General features: G+C 70.0%; 15 protein-coding genes. 1 reads left to right on the top strand and 14 read right to left on the bottom strand.

Translation table 11 applies throughout. The features are described from left to right. Positions 1-25 precede the first annotated feature (25 nt). The 14 genes from hutG to L1Z78_RS00735 all read right to left on the bottom strand — a co-directional run bounded on the left by hutG (position 26) and on the right by L1Z78_RS00735 (position 15,580). On the bottom strand, positions 26-847 hold the full coding sequence (gene hutG, locus L1Z78_RS00800; RefSeq protein ID WP_234639692.1) for an N-formylglutamate deformylase: 822 nt from the start codon (positions 845-847) through the stop codon (positions 26-28). Between the two features lie 19 nt (positions 848-866). Next, on the bottom strand, positions 867-2,243 hold the full coding sequence (locus tag L1Z78_RS00795) for a formimidoylglutamate deiminase (RefSeq protein ID WP_234639691.1): 1,377 nt from the start codon (positions 2,241-2,243) through the stop codon (positions 867-869). Continuing rightward, positions 2,240-3,367, bottom strand: a complete 1,128-nt coding sequence (locus L1Z78_RS00790; RefSeq protein ID WP_234639690.1) for a histidinol-phosphate transaminase — start codon at positions 3,365-3,367, stop codon at positions 2,240-2,242. The genes L1Z78_RS00795 and L1Z78_RS00790 overlap by 4 nt, the downstream gene beginning before the upstream one ends. Further along, on the bottom strand, positions 3,364-4,752 hold the full coding sequence (locus tag L1Z78_RS00785) for an FAD-binding oxidoreductase (RefSeq protein WP_234642298.1): 1,389 nt from the start codon (positions 4,750-4,752) through the stop codon (positions 3,364-3,366). Before L1Z78_RS00785 ends, L1Z78_RS00790 begins: the two co-directional genes overlap by 4 nt. A 55-nt stretch (positions 4,753-4,807) precedes the next feature. Then, a complete protein-coding gene (gene hutI, locus L1Z78_RS00780; RefSeq protein WP_234639689.1) occupies positions 4,808-6,067 on the bottom strand; it encodes an imidazolonepropionase in 1,260 nt (419 codons plus the stop codon). A gap of 31 nt (positions 6,068-6,098) precedes the next feature. Further along, positions 6,099-6,659, bottom strand: coding sequence for a HutD family protein (locus tag L1Z78_RS00775; protein WP_234639688.1), 561 nt, complete (start codon positions 6,657-6,659; stop codon positions 6,099-6,101). A gap of 22 nt (positions 6,660-6,681) precedes the next feature. Beyond that, entirely contained in the window at positions 6,682-8,403 is a 1,722-nt protein-coding gene (hutU, locus tag L1Z78_RS00770) for a urocanate hydratase (RefSeq protein WP_234639687.1), read from the bottom strand. A 39-nt stretch (positions 8,404-8,442) separates the two neighbouring features. Further along, entirely contained in the window at positions 8,443-10,014 is a 1,572-nt protein-coding gene (hutH, locus tag L1Z78_RS00765; RefSeq protein ID WP_234639686.1) for a histidine ammonia-lyase, read from the bottom strand. An 86-nt stretch (positions 10,015-10,100) separates the two neighbouring features. Further along, entirely contained in the window at positions 10,101-10,817 is a 717-nt protein-coding gene (gene hutC / locus L1Z78_RS00760) for a histidine utilization repressor (RefSeq protein WP_234642297.1), read from the bottom strand. 80 nt (positions 10,818-10,897) lie between these two features. Further along, on the bottom strand, positions 10,898-11,683 hold the full coding sequence (locus L1Z78_RS00755; RefSeq protein ID WP_234639685.1) for an ABC transporter ATP-binding protein: 786 nt from the start codon (positions 11,681-11,683) through the stop codon (positions 10,898-10,900). Further along, positions 11,680-12,537 (bottom strand): ABC transporter permease, encoded by an 858-nt coding sequence (locus tag L1Z78_RS00750; protein ID WP_418921662.1) that lies wholly within the window; start codon positions 12,535-12,537, stop codon positions 11,680-11,682. Before L1Z78_RS00750 ends, L1Z78_RS00755 begins: the two co-directional genes overlap by 4 nt. Before the next feature lie 2 nt (positions 12,538-12,539). Beyond that, positions 12,540-13,502: an ABC transporter substrate-binding protein gene (locus L1Z78_RS00745; protein ID WP_234639684.1), complete on the bottom strand. Its 963-nt coding sequence runs from the start codon at positions 13,500-13,502 to the stop codon at positions 12,540-12,542. Positions 13,503-13,574: 72 nt separating this feature from the next. Next, positions 13,575-14,399, bottom strand: coding sequence for a phytanoyl-CoA dioxygenase family protein (locus L1Z78_RS00740; protein ID WP_234639683.1), 825 nt, complete (start codon positions 14,397-14,399; stop codon positions 13,575-13,577). A 284-nt stretch (positions 14,400-14,683) separates the two neighbouring features. Beyond that, on the bottom strand, positions 14,684-15,580 hold the full coding sequence (locus L1Z78_RS00735) for a LysR substrate-binding domain-containing protein (protein WP_234639682.1): 897 nt from the start codon (positions 15,578-15,580) through the stop codon (positions 14,684-14,686). 91 nt (positions 15,581-15,671) lie between these two features. Here L1Z78_RS00735 and L1Z78_RS00730 point away from each other — a divergent pair, with 91 nt between their 5' ends. Continuing rightward, the gene (locus L1Z78_RS00730; RefSeq protein WP_234642295.1) at positions 15,672-16,922 is read left to right on the top strand and encodes a CaiB/BaiF CoA transferase family protein; all 1,251 of its coding nucleotides are present in this window, start codon (positions 15,672-15,674) and stop codon (positions 16,920-16,922) included. Positions 16,923-16,930: the final 8 nt, after the last annotated feature.

Genomic DNA, 16,930 nt, shown 5'->3' with positions numbered 1-16,930 from the left:
CCGCGCCAGGCGGCGGCGCCCGCCGTCACCGGGGGTGGGTCGCCACGAAGTCCAGCACGGCCTGCAGCATGCGCTGCAGCGTGGGCTGGATGCGCGCGGCGCGCTCTGGCAGGTAGTCGAAGGGCAGGGCTTCCTGCATGTAGCTGCACTGCGTCATCTCCAGCTGCACCGCATGGATGCCGGCCTCGGGCTGGCCGTAGTGGCGCGTGATGTAGCCGCCCGTGAAGCGGCCGTTGAGCACGCTGGTGTGGCCGGGCGCGGTCTTTGCGATCTCCAGCAGCTTCTCGGCCAGTGGCAGGGCGCAGCTCGTGCCCTTGCCCGTGCCCAGGTTCAGGTCGGGCAGTTGGCCCTCGAAGAAACGCGGCAGCACCGAGCGGATGGAGTGTGCGTCCCACAGCGCCACCGTGCCATGCACGGCCTTGAGGCGGTCGAGTTCGGCGCGCAGCTGGGCATGGTAGGGGCTCCAGACGGCATCGCGGCGCGCGGCGATCTCGGCGTCCGTGGGCACGTCGGCCGGGTCGGCGTACAGCGGCGTGTCGTCGAAGGTATCGACGGGGCACAGGCCCGTGACGCTCTGGCCGGGGTAGAGGCTGGCGCCATCGGGCGGACGGTTCAGGTCCACCACGTAGCGCGAATGCGTGGCCACGAGGATGGAGGCGCCCATGTGCCTGGCGAAGGCGTACAGCAGGGGCAGGTGCCAGTCGGTGTCGGGCACCTGGCGGGCCTCGCCGGTCAGGCGCGCGGCGATGGCCGGCGGCACATGGGTGCCCGCATGGGGCATGGACAGCAGCAGGGGGGCCGTGCCCTGGTGGAAGGTGAAGGCGGGGATGTCCGTGATATCGGTCATGGTGTGGTCTGCAATGGGTTCAGGAAGCGATCATGGCGGCGCGTGCGGCCACGAAGGCGCTGGCCGCATCATCGTGCAATGCATGGCGGCCGCCGGCGACGCGCAGGGCACCGCCCACCCACAGGCTGTGCAGCGCGCTGCCGCGGTGGCTGCCGAAGACGTGGGCCGAGAGCATGGCCTGCACCGGCAGGCCGGCCAGGGCCACGTGGCCCGGGTCCAGGGCCAGCATGTCGGCCTGCTGGCCCACGGCCAGGCCCGCCACGGGCCGGCCCGCGGCCCGCGCCCCGCCCTGCACGGCGGCACTCCACAGCGCCGTGCCGACCTGGGGGTCGGGTCCGGCCAGCACATTGCGCTGGCGCAGCGACAGGCGCTGGCTGTATTCGAGCATCAGCAGCTCCTCGGCCGCGTTGACGCAGGCATGGCTGTCCGAGCCCACCCCCCAGGCGCCGCCATGGCCCAGCCACTGCGGCATGTCGAAGATGCCGTCGCCCAGGTTGGCCTCGGTGGTGGGGCAGATGCCGGCCACGGCGCCGCTGCGCGCGGCGAGCGCGTACTCCCCGGGCGTCATGTGCGTGGCATGGACCAGGCACCAGCGCGCGTCCACGGGGGCGTGCTCCAGCAGCCATTGCACGGGGCGCTGGCCGCTCCAGGCCAGGCAGTCGTCCACTTCCTGGGTCTGCTCGGCGATGTGGATGTGGATGGGCGCCTGCGCGTCCAGCGCCGTGAGGCCCTCGACGGCCGCGCGCAGGCTGTCGGGCGGCACGGCGCGCAGCGAGTGTGGCGCCAGGCCCAGGGCCGCGCCCTGGGCGCGCGTGGCCGGCTGCAGGCGCTGCAGCAGGGCCAGCATGCTGTCCGTGCTGCGGATGAAGCGCGCCTGGTCGGCGCGCGGCGGCCTGCCCCCGAAGCCGCTGGTCTGGTAGAGCACGGGCAGCAGGGTGATGCCCATGCCGGCCGCCTGCGCGGCGCGCAGCAGGGCCAGGGACAGTTCGGCATCGTCGGCATAGGGCCGGCCGCCCTGGTCGTGGTGCACGTAGTGGAATTCGCAGACCGAGGTGTAGCCGGCCTCCAGCATCTCCACGTACAGCCAGGTGGCGATGGCCTGCAGCGATTCGGGCGTGATGCGGCCCGCGAAGCGGTACATGAGGTCACGCCAGCTCCAGAAGCTGTCCTGGCCCGCGCCCCGGTATTCGGTCAGGCCCGCGAAGGCGCGCTGGAAGGCGTGCGAGTGCAGGTTGGGCATGCCCGGCAGCAGCGGGCCGGGCGCGTGCGGCGCGCCGCCCGGCTCGGCACCGGGCTGCACGGACAGCAGGGTGCCCGCGCCGTCCCAGCGCAGCAGCACGTCGCGCGCCCAACCCGTGGGCAGCAGCGCATGTCCGGCAAACAGGGCACCGCTCATGGCCGGGCCTCCAGGATGTCCTGCAGCGCCTGCGCAAAGCGCGCGTTCTCGGCCTCGGTGCCCACGGAGACGCGGATGAAGTGCTCGAAGCCGGCCTCCTTCCAGGGCTTGACGATGAGGCCCCGCGCCAGCAGCGCCTCGTTCACGGGGCCGTTGGGCCGGCCGATGTCGATGAACAGGAAGTTGGTGGCCGAAGGCGCCATGCGCAACGCCGGCAAGGCCCGCAGGCGATCCGCCAGCACGCCGCGCAGGCGCACGGTCTCGGCCACGCCGCGCAGCATGTGGGCTTCATCGCCCCAGGCGGCCAGCGCGGCGGCCTGGGCGGCCTGGTTGACGTTGAAGGGCGTGCGCACGCGGTCCAGCAGTTGCACCAGGGCCGGGTCGCTGGCCAGGCCGTAGCCCACGCGCAGCCCCGCCAGGCCCCAGGCCTTGGAGAAGGTGCGCAGCACGATCCAGGGCATGCCGCGGCCGCGCAGCAGGGCCAGCACGTCGGGATAGCCGGACGACAGCCGCGCATACTCGACATAGGCCTCGTCGACCACGAGCAGGGTGTGCGACGGCGTGGCGTCCAGCAGGCGGGCGAAGTCCGCCGCGTCGAACATGCAGCCCACGGGGTTGGAGGGGTTGGCCAGCATGGCGATCTTGGGGCCGCGCGACAGCGCCTCGCACCAGGCACCGACATCGAAGTCCAGGGCGGGCGTCAGCTCCAGCAGCTCGACCCGGGCGCCCATCATGCGCGGGTAGATTTCGTGCAGGCCGAAGGCCGGGCGCTGCGTGAGCACGCGATCGCCCGGGGACAGGAAGGCCTGGCACAGCATCTGCAGGATGTCCTCGGAGCCATTGCCCACGACGATGGCTTCCGGCTCCACGCCCGTGCGCTGCGCGATGGCCACGCGCAGCGCCGTGCACTGGGCATCGGGGTAGACGCCCACGCGCTGTGCGAGGCCCGCCAGGGCCTGCGCCACGGCGGGGCTGGCGCCCCAGGGGTTTTCGTTGCTCGCCATCCGCGCGATCTCGCTGACGCCGTAGCGCGTGCGCACGGCCTCGGAGGACAGCCCCGCGTTGTAGGGCGGCAGCGGCGGCACTTCAGGGCGTGCCAGCGAGTGGATGGCGGATGCGTTCATAGGTCGAATACCTTGCCGGGGTTGAGGAGATGCAATGGGTCCAGCGCCTGCTTGATGGCGCGCATGGCGGCCAGCTCGGCCGGTGTGCGGCTGGCGCCCAGATAGGGCTTCTTGTGCAGGCCGATGCCGTGCTCGGCCGAGACGCTGCCGCCGAATTCGCCCACCAGGCGGTAGACCTCGGCCTCCACGCCATGGCAGTCGCCGCCCACGGTGGCGCCGTCGGTGGACAGGTGCAGGTTGCCGTCGCCCACATGGCCGAAGAACAGCGTGTGGTGGGCGGGCCAGCGCGCATCGAAGGCGGCGCGGCAGGCGTCGGCGAAGCGGCCGATGTCGGCCTGGGGCAGGCTGACGTCGAAGTTGACGGGCGGGTGCATGTTCGTGTTCAGCTCGGCCGGCGCCTCGCGCAGCGTCCACAGCTGGCGCGCCTGGGCCACGGATTGCGCGATGACGGCGTCGGCCACCTCGCCGGCCTCCATGGCCTCGCCCAGCAGCTCTTCCACGCCGGCGCGCAGCAGGGCCTCGTCCTTGCCGTCCACGTCGATCAGGGCCAGCAGGGCATGGGCCTCGCCGAACGGCGGCTGCAGTTTCTGCCAGGCGATGGAGGCCTGCACGAAGCTGTCCCACATCAGCTCGAAGGCGGCCACGCCGTTGCCGAAGCGCGACTGCATGCGCGCGAGCACGGCCAGCGCCGCATCGAAGTCCGGCACGGCCACCAGGGCCGTGGCGCGGGCCTGGGGCGCCGGGCGCAGGCGCAGCAGCACGCGCGTGATGACGCCCAGCGTGCCTTCCGAACCTATGAAGAACTGCTTGAGGTCGTAGCCCGTGTTGTTCTTGAGCATGGGCCGCAGCATGGGCAGCACCGTGCCGTCGGCCAGCACGACTTCCAGGCCCAGCACCTGCTCGCGCATCATGCCGTGCTGCAGCACGCCGTTGCCGCCCGCATTGGTGGCCACGTTGCCGCCGATCTGGCAGCTGCCGCGCGCGCCCAGGTCCACGCCGAAGACCATGCCCGCGGCCACGGCCGCCTCCTGCGCGGCCTGCAGCGTGACGCCGGCCTGCACCCCCATCAGCGCGCTGCGCGCGTCCACGGACTCGATGGCGTTCATGCGTTCCATGGACAGGGCGACGGCACCGGCCACGGGCACGGCGGCGCCGGCCAGGCCCGTGAGCCCGCCCTGGGGCACGACGGGCACGCGGTGGGCCGTGCACAGGCGCATCAGCGCGCTGACGTCTTCGGTGCCGCGCGGGCGCACCAGGGCCAGGGGGCGCTGGGGCGGCGTGCCGCTCCAGTCCGTGTGGTAGCGCTCGGCCACGTCGGCACCGCGCTGGGCCACGTCGGCGCCGAGGGTGGAAATCAGTTCATCGAGAAAGGGCGAATCGGACATCTGGCGACCTTTGGGCATGTTGTGTGCAATGGCCTCTGCCTGACGGGCTGCACGGTCACGGCGCGCGGCGCACCACACGGCCCTGGCGCACGATGGTGCAGCCGGGCCGGCTGCCGAACCAGTAGGCCAGCTCGGCCGCCTGGCCCACGGGCCACAGCACGAAGTGGGCAGGACGGCCGGCCGCGATCAGGCCGTGCGTGTCCTGCAGGCCCAGGGCGCGCGCGCCGTGGCGGGTGATGCCCGCCAGGGCCTCGGGCACCGTGAGCCGGAACAATGTGCAGGCCATGCTGGCCATGAGCAGCAGGCTCAGGCAGGGAGAGGTGCCCGGATTGTGATCGGTGGAGACGGCCATGGGCACGCCGGCGGCGCGCAGCGCCGCAATCGGCGGCACCTGGGTGTCGCGCAGCGCATAGAAGGCGCCGGGCAGCAGCACGGCCACGGAACCCGCGCCACGCATGGCCTGGATGCCGGTTTCGGACAGGTGCTCGATGTGGTCGCAGGACAGGGCGCCATAGCGGGCCGCGAGGGCCGCCCCCTCCATGTTCGACAGCTGCTCGGCATGCAGCTTGACGGGCAGGCCCAGCCGCTGCGCGGCCTGGAAGACCTGCTCGGTCTCGGCCAGCGAGAAGGCGATGCGCTCGCAGAACACGTCCACGGCATCGACCAGCCCCTCGGCGGCCAGCGCGGGCAGCATGGTGCCGGCCACCAGGTCCACGTATTCCTGGCTGCGGCCGGCGTACTCGGGCGGCAGTGCATGCGCGCCCAGGAAGGTGGTGCGCACGGTGACGCCGAAGGCCTGGCCCAGCCGGCGCGCCACGCGCAGCTGCTTGCGCTCGTGCTCCAGCGCCAGGCCGTAGCCGGACTTGATCTCGATGGCGCACACGCCCTCGTCCAGCAGCTGCGCAAGGCGCGGCGCGGCCTGGGCGAACAGCTCGTCCTCCGAGGCCTCGCGCGTGGCGCGCACGCTGGAGACGATGCCGCCGCCGGCGCGCGCCACCTCCTCGTAGCTTGCGCCGGCCAGGCGCATGGCGAACTCGCCCGCACGCTGGCCGCCATAGACCAGGTGGGTGTGGCAGTCGACCAGGCCCGGTGTGGCCAGCATGCCCCGGCCATCGTGGCGCGGCAGGCCCGCATGCAGGGCCGGCAGCGCCTGCCGGGGGCCCACCCAGTCGATGCGGCCATCGCGCACGACGATGCAGGCCGGCGTGTCCTCGCCCACCCCGTGGTCGGATGCGAACAGGTCCGGTGCCAGGCGCAGGTTGTGCCAGCAGCCATCGGCCGAGGGAGCGTTGTCGAAGGCGTGGTGTACGGACATGGGGAAGCTTCCTTGGATCTCTTGTCGTTGCTCAGGCCATCTGCTGCTGCACCCGCACCAGGCGGGCATCACCGCCCTGCGGCACCAGGGGCAGCGGCGCCGCTTGCCGCGCGCTCCACCACAGGCCCTGGCCGGGCGCGAGCAAGGCGCCATCGGCCAGCCAGCGGCCCTGCAGCACCATGCACAGGCCTGCATCGCAGTCGCCGGCCGTGGTGGCTTCATCCACCACGGCAATCCGCGCATGCCATTGCCCGCGCCGCGCCATCACGTTGAAGTCGGTCGAGATGCCCCCCAGCAGGGTGCAGGCGAGCGCCGTGTCGCCAGAGAAGGCAAAGGGCTGCCAGCGCTGCTCCAGCCGGTGGTCCACGCCGTCGCCCTTCAGGTGCACGCCATCGCCGTCGAGCAGCATGATCTGGCGGTCAATGCCCGCGAAGGCCGAGAACGGGCCGTCCCTGGCGATGGTGGCCACGCTGATGCGCCATGCGAAGGCATCCATGCCGGCGCCCGGCGGCCAGCAGGCGATCTCGCGCGTGCTGCCGCCGCCGTTCTTCCAGGGGCTGGCGGCGATTTGGTTCAGGTCGAAGCGGTGCATGGACCAGGGCCCTGCCGGTGGATTACTTGACCATCGGCAGATGGAGCCCATGGCGCTTCGCCGCGGCAACCGCCTGCTCGTAGCCCGCATCGGCATGGCGCATCACGCCCGTGGCCGGGTCGTTCCAGAGCACGCGGCCCAGGCGTGCGGCGGCCTCGTCCGTGCCATCGGCCACGATGACCACGCCCGCGTGCTGGGAGTAGCCCATGCCCACGCCGCCGCCATGGTGCAGGCTGACCCAGGTGGCGCCGCCCGCGGTGTTGAGCAGGGCGTTGAGCAGCGGCCAGTCGGAGACGGCGTCCGTGCCGTCCTTCATGGACTCGGTCTCGCGGTTGGGGCTGGCCACGGAGCCGCAGTCCAGGTGGTCGCGGCCGATCACGATGGGGGCCTTGAGCTCGCCGTTCTTCACCATCTCGTTGAAGGCCAGGGCCGCCTTGTGGCGCTCGCCCAGTCCCAGCCAGCAGATGCGCGCGGGCAGGCCCTGGAAGCTGATGCGCTCGCGCGCCATGTCCAGCCAGCGGTGGGTGTGCTTGTTGTCGGGGAACAGCTCCTTGATCTTGGCGTCGGTCTTGTAGATGTCCTCGGGATCGCCCGACAGGGCCACCCAGCGGAACGGCCCCTTGCCTTCGCAGAACAGCGGACGGATGTAGGCGGGCACGAAGCCGGGGAAGTCGAAGGCGTTCTTCACGCCCTCGTCGAAGGCCACCTGGCGGATGTTGTTGCCGTAGTCCACGGTGGGAACGCCCATGGCCTGGAAGTCCAGCATGGCCTGCACATGCCGGGCGCAGCCCTGGGCCGCGGCCTTGCGCAGGCGTTCGTGCTGGGCCGGGTCGGCGGCAGCGGCATTCCATTGCTCCACGCTCCAGCCCACGGGCAGGTAGCCATTGATGAGGTCATGGGCCGAGGTCTGGTCGGTCACGATGTCGGGCCGGGGGCCGCCGGCCTTGGCGCGGCGCACCAGCTCGGGCAGGATTTCGGCCGCATTGCCCAGCAGGGCGATGGAGACGGCTTCGCCCCTGGCCGTGTGCTGCTGGATCAGCGCCAGCGCGTCGTCGATGTCCCGGGCCTGCTTGTCCACGTAGCGCGTGCGCAGGCGAAAGTCGATGCTGGTCTGCTTGCATTCGATGTTCAGCGAGCAGGCACCGGCCAGCGTGGCCGCCAGCGGCTGGGCGCCGCCCATGCCGCCCAGCCCGGCCGTGAGGATCCACTTGCCCGACAGGTCGTTGCCGTAGTGCTGGCGGCCGGCCTCGACGAAGGTCTCGAAGGTGCCCTGCACGATGCCCTGGCTGCCGATGTAGATCCAGCTGCCGGCCGTCATCTGGCCGTACATGAACAGGCCCTTGCGGTCGAGTTCGTTGAAGTGCTCCCAGTTGGCCCACTGGGGCACGAGGTTGGAGTTGGCCAGCAGCACGCGCGGCGCGTTCTCGTGCGTCTTGAACACGCCCACGGGCTTGCCGGACTGGATCAGCAGGGACTCGTCGGCTTCCAGCGCCTTGAGCGATTCGAGGATCTGGTCATAGCACTCCCAGTTGCGCGCCGCGCGGCCGATGCCGCCGTAGACCACCAGGGCCTGGGGGTTCTCGGCCACGTCGGGGTCCAGGTTGTTCTGGAGCATGCGGTAGGCGGCCTCGGCCAGCCAGTTCTTGCAATGCAGCTGGCTGCCGCGCGGAGCGCGGATGACGCGGCTGGCGTCGTAGCGCGGATCGGTGGCGGAGGCGTTGAGGATGGCGTCGTTGGCGTTCATGGCGATCTCCTGGGTGCTTAGGGTGAGCGGTGGCTCGATTCAGGCAGCCTGGTGGCTGGGCAGGTGGCGGGTGATGGCCCGGGGCCAGTCCGTGGCCAGCGCCCACTGGCGCATGGTTTCGATGTCGGGCGCCAGGTAGCGGTCACGGTCCAGGTGCGGGACCTGGCTGCGGATCAGCGCGTACTGGGCCTCGATCAGCGGCGAGCTGGAAAGGCTGCGGTCGAAGTCCATGCCCTGGACGGAGGCCATGGCCTCCACGCCGACGATGACGGCCGTGTTGCGCGCCATCTCGCCCAGGCGCCGCGCGCCATAGGTGGCCATGGAGACATGGTCTTCCTGGTTGGCCGAGGTGGGCAGGCTGGTGACGCTGCTGGGATGGGCCAGGCACTGGTTCTCCGCGGCCAGGGCAGCGGCCGTGACCTGGGCAATCATGAAGCCGGAATTCACGCCGCTGTCGGCGATCAGAAAGGCCGGCAGGCCCGACAGGCCGGTGTCCAGCAGCAGGGCCATGCGGCGCTCGGAGATGGCGCCGATCTCGGCCAGGGCCAGGGCGATGATGTCGGCCGCGAAGGCCACGGGCTCGGCATGGAAGTTGCCGCCCGAGATCACGTCGCCGTTGTCGAACACCAGCGGGTTGTCCGAGGCGGCATTGGCCTCGATCACCAGCACCCGGGCGGCATGGGCCAGGTTGTCCAGGCAGGCGCCCATGACCTGGGGCACGCAGCGGATGGAATACGGGTCCTGCACGCGGCCGCAGTGGGGGTGCGAGGTGTCGATGGCGCTGCCCTCGAGCAGCTCGCGCACGGCGGCCGCCACGGCGATCTGGCCGGCCTGGCCGCGCGCCTCGTGGATGCGGGCATCGAAGGGCTTGACCGAGCCCTTGATGGCCTCCAGCGTCAGGCAACCCGCCACCAGGCCGGCCGAGAGCACGCTTTCGGCCTGGAACAGGCCCGCCAGCGCCAGCGCCGTGGACACCTGCGTGCCGTTGAGCAGGGCCAGGCCTTCCTTGGGGCCGAGCACGAAAGGATCCAGGCCCACGTGGCGCATGGCCTGGGCGCCGTCGATCACTTCGCCGTTGACCTTGGCCTGCCCCTCGCCGATCAGCACGCAGGCCAGGTGCGACAGCGGCGCCAGGTCACCCGAGGCGCCCACCGAGCCTTTGGAAGGGATCACGGGCAGCACATCGGCATTGGCCAGCGCCAGCAGCGCATCGGCAATCTCGGGGCGCACGCCCGAATGGCCACGCGCCAGGCTCACGGCCTTGGTGGCCAGCACCATGCGCACCACGTTGTCGGGCAGCGGCTCGCCCGTGCCCACGCTGTGGGACAGCACCAGGTTGCGCTGCAGCTCGGCCAGGCGGTCATGGGCGATCCTGGTGGAGGCCAGCTTGCCGAAGCCGGTGTTGATGCCATAGACCACCTGGTCCTCGTCCACGATGTGCTGCACATGGGCCTGGGCGGCGCGCATGCGCTCATAGGCCGCCGCGGACATGGACAGTTGCACGCCGCCCTGCTGAATGGACCGCAGCTGGGCCAGGCTGACCTGCCCGGGCTCCAGCGTCAGCGCGGTGCGGGAGCGGGAGGCGATACCGGGAGTGGTGATGGCATTCATGATCAGAATCCTTGTTTGTCTAGGGCTGTATATACAATATCAACCGAAACGAAACGGAGCAACAGAGGGAACACCCTCAGGCGGTGTCAGCCGTCGTGCGAGGCGCCGTCCGTGCGAAAGCGGCTGCCCAGGCGGTAGCGCATGCCCGGATGCACGCAATGCACCCAGGTCACGGGCGTGCCGCGGTACCAGGTGCGGCGGGTCAGGGTCAGGCAGGGCTGGTCGGTGGTCATCTGCAGCCAGCGGGCCTGCTCGGCCGTGGGCAGCGTGGCATCGACCACATGCTCGATCTGGTCGAAGGGCACGTTGCGCACCAGGTACACCGAGGGCTGGACCAGCGAGAAATCCTGCTCCATGAAGTCCGGCGCCATGCGCGGGTTCACATGGCGGTCCTCGAGCTGCACGGGCACGTCGTTCTCGAAATGCACGCCCTGCAGATGGAACACCGAGCTGCCGGCCGGCAGCTGCAGCGAGGCCGCCGCCTCGGGCGAGGCCGCCTCGCGGCGCACGCTGATCAGCTCGAAGCGGTGGTCATGGCCGCGCTGGCGGATCTCCTCGGCGATGTTGGCGATGTGCAGCAGCGTGGACTGCGGCTTTTCCTCGGCCACGAAGGAGCCCACACCGGCCACCCGCACGATCACGCCCTGCTCGGCCAGCTCGCGCAGCGCGCGGTTGGCCGTCATGCGCGCCACGCCGAATTCCTGCACCAGTTCCTGCTCGGAGGGTATGCGCTCGCCGGCCGACAGCGAGCCATCGGCGATCTTGCGCAGCACATGGTCCTTGACCTGCTGGTACAGGGCCATGGGCACCTCCGGCGTCGAAAGAGAGGCTCGGGAAGGCGTGGGGCGGGAAGACATGGTGTGGACAGCGTTCATGAAAACCCTCAGTGTGCAGCAGCCGCCAGGGACTCGGCGCGAATCTCCTCCGTCAGCCGGGCCTTGAGTGCCATGAACTCGGGCGAAGTCTTGACCGTGTAGTGGCGCGGGTGCGGCAGATCGACGGCGATGTCGGCCTTGATGCGACCCGGCCGCGCGCTGAAGACGGCGACACGGTTGGCCATGAAGATGGACTCGTCGATGTCGTGGGTCACGAAGATCACGGTCTTGCGGTGCTTTTCCCAGATGCCCAGCAACAGCTCCTGCATGACCACGCGGGTCTGGTTGTCCAGCGCGCCGAAGGGCTCGTCCAGCAGCAAGATCTTGGGGTCGTTGGCCAGGGCCCGCGCAATCGCCACGCGCTGCTGCATGCCGCCCGACAGCTGCTTGGGGAAATGCTGCTCGAACCCCTTGAGGCCCACGCTGGCGATGAAGTGCTCGCTGATCTCCTTTTGCTCGGCCGCCGGCACGCCCTTCTCGCGCAGGCCGAAGCAGATGTTCTGGCGCACGTTGAGCCAGGGGAACAGCGTATAGCTCTGGAACACCACGCCGCGGTCGGCACCCGGGCCCTGCACGCGCTGGCCGTCCAGCAGGATCTCGCCGCCCGTGGGCGTCTCCAGGCCGGCCACCAGGCGCAGCAGGGTGGACTTGCCGCAGCCCGAGGGGCCCAGCACGGTGATGAAGTCGTTGTCGGCCACTTCCAGGCTGGTGGGCTGCAGCGCCGTGGTCGGCGATGCCCCCCGGGCCGTACCTGCAAAGACCTTGGTGACGTTGCGTATGGACAGGCGGCTCATCGCATCAAACTCCAGGGGAACAGCTTCTGGTTGATCTTCTTGAACGACAGGTCCGAGGCCAGGCCCACGAGGCCGATGATGACGATGCCGGCAATGATGTTGTCGGTGGCCATCAGGGCCTGGCTGTCCATGATCATGTGGCCTATGCCCGAGGCGGCGCCGATCAGCTCGGCGACCACCACATAGGTCCAGCCCAGGCCCAGGACCTGGCGCAGGGCCTCGGCGATCTCGGGAGCGGCACCGGGCAGCAGCACGCGGCGGATCACGCTGGCGTCGGTGGAGCCCAGCGTGTAGGCGGCCTCCACCAGGTCGCGCCGTGCGTTGCTGACGATCATCATCACCATCAGCGTGAGCTGGAAGAAGCAGCCGATGAAGATGATGGACAGCTTCTGTGCCTCGCCGATGCCCACCCACATGATCAGCAGCGGGATGAAGGCCGAGGCCGGCAGGTAGCGCGCGAACGAGATGAAGGGCTCGAACACGGCCTCGACGGGCTTGTAGGCCCCCATGGCGATGCCCAGCGGCACGGCGATCACGGCCGCCAGCAGGAAGCCCCCCATCACGCGCCAGACCGTCATGCCCACGTCGTTCAGAAAGCCGAAGTCCGCGAACAGCTTCCAGGCCGCCTTGACCGCCTGCAGCGGCGAGGCCAGGAAATGCGGAGCGACGATGCCGGCCACGGTCAGGAAAGTCCAGAACAGCAGGAACAGCGCGAAGAAGCCCACGCCCAGGCACAGGCGGACACGGGGATCGACCGGATGCAGCAACTTCATCTTGCGAGGTCCGTTGGCCTGGGGCGGATCGGAGGGCGGCGTGCCCGCCGCCGGCTTGTCTATGGAGCTGACGGAGGCCATGGTCACTTCCTCAGGAACTGCGTGTCGAACAGGCTGTCGAGGTTGGGGGGGATGGCACGGATCACGCCCGTCTCCAGCAGCAAGGTGGCCGCCTCCTTGTTGAAGGCCTGGATCTCGCCGTTGAAGAAGCGGATGTTGGCCTCGCGGTCAGCCCATTGGATCTTGCTTTGCGAGGTCTCGAACTGCTCGGGCGTCTGCTTGACGTCGGCCCCCATGATGGCGAAGGCCTTGGCCTTGTCCTTCTCGATCAGCTCCAGCGCCTCGAAATAGCTTTCGGTCAGCCCCTTGGCGGCCTTGGGGTTGTCCTTGATGAACTTGGGCGTGCAGCCGAAGGTGTCGAACACCATGGAGTACTGCTTGGAGTCGGCGATCAGCTTGCCCTTGTCGGGCTGGCTGCGCACCAGGCCCAGATAGGGCTCATAGGTCATGGCCGCGTCCAGCCCGCTGTTGCCTGCGATCAGTGCGTTGGCGGCCTGGGCCGGCTCCAGCGTCACCATCTTCACGTCCTTGAGCGTCATGCCGTGCTTCTTGAGGATCCAGGCCAGCGAGAAGTAAGGGTTGGTGCCGGGCGCGGACACGCCGATGGTCTTGCCCTTGAGGTCCTCGACCTTGTCGATGCCGGGCCTGGCCACGATGCCGTCGGCACCCATGCCCTGGTCCATCTTGAACAGCTGGGTCGTGGCCACGCCATTGGCATTCCAGACGATCCAGGTCTCGGTCGAGGTGGCCGCGCACTGCACGTCGCCCGAGGCGATCGCCAGATGGCGGTCCTTCTGGGGAATCTTGCGGATGCTCACGTCGAGCCCGTGCTTCTTGAAGATGCCGGCCTCCCTGGCCAGCGTCAGCGGGCCGAAGCCCGTCCAGCCGGACATGGCGACGGACACCTTGGTCTCCTGCGCCAGGACCGCCCCGGACAGGCCCGCGGCCAGCGAAAGGCCCAGCATGGTTTTCTTCATCATGGACATGGAAAATCCCCTCATCGACATTGACAACACTGCGCAGGCAGCCGCTGTCCGGCGGCCTGCTCCACCTGGGTCCTAGGCCGCCTGCGCGCCATCGCGCCAGACCACCGGGAACATCGGATCGTCGAAAGGGTCGCCATGCCGCATGGTCAGGCCCTTGATCGGTGGCGAGCCCTTGCCGCCACGGTCGGCATAGACGGCGTCGTCGCCCACCCAGCGTGCCGAGAACACGCGGCGCGCCACGGGCGAGCGGTTGCCGGGCGCGCCATGCACGGTGCGGAAGTTGAAGGCGATCACGTCGCCGGGCTCCATGTCCCAGCCCGCGATGTCGAACTGCTCGCGTGCCGCGTCGATGTCGGGCAGCGCGGCATAGTTGTCGTTCTCGTACAGGCGCGTGCCATCGAAGCGCATGGGCCGGAAGTCCTGGCCCCAGCGGTGCGAGCCGCGCACGCACTCCATCACCACCGAGCGCGCCACCGGGTCCAGCGGCGTCCAGAAGCTCACGCTCTGGCGGCCTTCCACGCAGTAATAGGGCTGGTCCTGGTGCCAGGGCGTGACCGTGCTGCCGCCGGGCTGCTTGACCAGCACATGGTCATGGAAAAAGCGCGCCGTGCGCGAGCGCATCAACCGCGCGGCGAGCGCACCGGCAGGGGAATGCAGCACGAAGTCGCTGAACTCGGGAATGCGCTGCCAGTTGCACAGGTCCTGGAAGAACGGAGCGGAGCCATCGGCCGGCACCACCGATCGCTCCATGGGGCTGGGATCGGCCATCAGCCGGCGCACGCCCTCGCGCAGCGGCTCCATCCAGTCCGTGAATGCCTGGCGGATCACGATGACTCCGTCACGCTCGAATGCCGCAATGTCAGCCTCGGAAACCGGCATCTGCTCTACAACTGCCATGTCAAACCCCCGATAGAACTGTCTATACATTTCCCAGCAAAGCAGGATGCGTGCCAGCTCCACCGAAGTGCCCTGCCACACGGCTCACAAGGGACGACCCTCCTGTCCCTGTGCAGATTCGCGCTTTATCTGGTGCGAAGATCACAGTGGCTGCACCGCATATGTGCAGGCTCCCTGCACTTTTCCGATGCCACCGGGGGCAAGAATCCCTCAGTTGCGCATACCTGTATATACAGAACTTCCCTGTCCGGGAAATCGCGAAGGGGTTGCACCCATCGCGCCGCTCAGGCCGCGCGGGCGAACAGGGAGCGGACCACGGGCAGCAGCGGCTGGACCAGAGGGGAAGCCATGCTCCTGGGGAAAACCATCACCACCGACTGCCGCGCCACGGAACCGCTCAGGCGCCGGCAGGCCAGGCGCTTGCCGTCGTGCGCCCGGTCCACCACGGGCCGGGTGGTCAGCAGCCCCACGCCCAGGCCGTTGGCCACCAGGGAGCGCGCCATCTCCAGCGATTCGGTCTCGAAGGCGACCTCGGGCGCGGCACCCGCGTCGCGGAACAGGGACAGGAAATACTCGCGGCTGTGGGGCAGGCCGATCAGCACCAGCGGCGAGCGGGCCAGCTCCGCCAGCCGCACCGTGGCCTTGTGCGCCAGCGCATGGCCCCAGGGCAACAGCGCATAGGGCGCCAGATCCGCCACAGGGGCCAGCGCCAGGCGCGGCCGGGCCAGCCCCAGGTCGTATTGCAGCGCCACATCGAGCTCGCCACGTTCCAGCCCGCGCGTCAGGCTCTCGGTATCGCCCTCGACCAGCGCGATCTCCACCTGCGGATGGCTCTTGCGCATCTGCGCCACGATGGCCGGCACCCAGCGCGGCCCCAGCGTGCTCAGATAGCCCAGGCGCAGCAGGCCCGCCATGGCCGCCGTGCGCGGGCCCTGCAGCCGCTGCGCGCACTCGATGAGCGCCTGCGCCTCGCGCTGGCGCACGCTGCCCGCGGCCGTCAGGTCCATCCCCCGCGCATGGCGGCGCACGAACAAGGCCTCGCCCCACAGTGCCTCCAGGTCGGCGACGGCCTTGGAGATCGAGGGCTGCGACACATGCAGGGCCTCCGCCGCGCGCGCCGCGCCGCCATACCGGGCCGCCGCAAGAAAGTACTCCAGTTGCCTCAGGCTGATATGGATCATTTTTTCGAATGCATTGGATCAGGATTGAATATTTTCCATGGATCCAATCCCGGGCCAGCATGCAGCCATCGACCACCCCCAGGCTGCACCCATGAACGACACCTCCCCTGCCGCCCCCGCCACACGACCGCTGGACGGCGTGCGCATCCTCGACTTCACGCGCGTGCTCGCCGGCCCGCTGGCCACGGCACTGCTGGCAGACCTGGGCGCCGAGGTCGTCAAGATCGAGCCGCCCCAGGGCGACGACTACCGCGCCATCGGTCCCCTGAAGAACGGCGAGAGCGCGCTGTTCACCGTCATGAATCGCAACAAGCGAAGCCTGGTGCTGGACCTGCGGCATGCCGAGGCCGTGGCCCTGGTCCGCGAGATGGCGGCGCAGGCCGACGTGGTGGTGGAGAACTTCCGCCCCGGCGTGGCCGAGCGCCTGGGCATAGGGCCCGCGCAGCTGTGCGCGCTCAACCCGCGCCTGGTCTACGTCAGCGTCTCGGGCTTCGGGCAGACCGGCCCGCTGGCCCACCGCCCGGCCTACGACATCATCGTCCAGGCCATGAGCGGAATCATGGAAGCCACGGGCGAGCCCGAAGGCCCGCCCACCCTGGTGGGCGAGGCCGTCAGCGACGTGGTCGCCGGGCTGTTCGCCTCCTGGGCCACGCTGGCCGCGCTGCTGCAGGCGCGCGCCACGGGCCGGGGCCAGCAGGTGGACGTGGCCATGTTCGACACCACGCTGAGCTTTCTGGCGACCTCCATGTCGCGCTACCTGTTCACGGGCCGTCCGGCGCGCCGCGTGGGCAACCGCCATCCGCTGTCCGCGCCCTTCGGCGTGTACCGCGCGCGGGACGGGCATTTCGCGCTGGCCGTGCTCAACAGGAAGCTGTTCGAGGCCACCGCCCAGGCCATGGACCTGCCCCACCTGGCCGGCGACCCGCGCTTCGCCACGGATGAAAGCCGCTCGGCCCACGAGCCCGCGCTGCGCCAGGCCATCGAGGCCTGGGCCGGCCTGCGCGACGTGGCCGACGTGGTGTCCGCGCTCGACGCGGCCGGCGTGCCCGCAGCGCCCCTGTGGAACATCGCCCAGGCCCTGGAATCACCGCAGATCCGGGCGCGCGGCCTGCTGCGCGAGGTCGACGACCCGCGCCTGCCCGGCCTGCGCCTGCCCACCCAGCCCGTGCACTTCGGAGGCGCCGCGCCCAACCGCGCCGAGCGCGCGCCGGCCCTGGGCGAGCACACCGAGGCCCTGCTGTCCCAATGGCTGGGCCGTGGCGCCGAAGCCATCGCCGCGCTGCGCGCCTCGGGCGCGCTGGGCCACCCCACCCCTTCCCCCACCGCTTCCTCCACTCACTGAACCTACCC

This window comes from Delftia tsuruhatensis (assembly GCF_903815225.1).
Taxonomy (GTDB): domain Bacteria; phylum Pseudomonadota; class Gammaproteobacteria; order Burkholderiales; family Burkholderiaceae_C; genus Comamonas; species Comamonas tsuruhatensis_A.
This window is presented reverse-complemented; position numbering and strand designations above follow the sequence as displayed.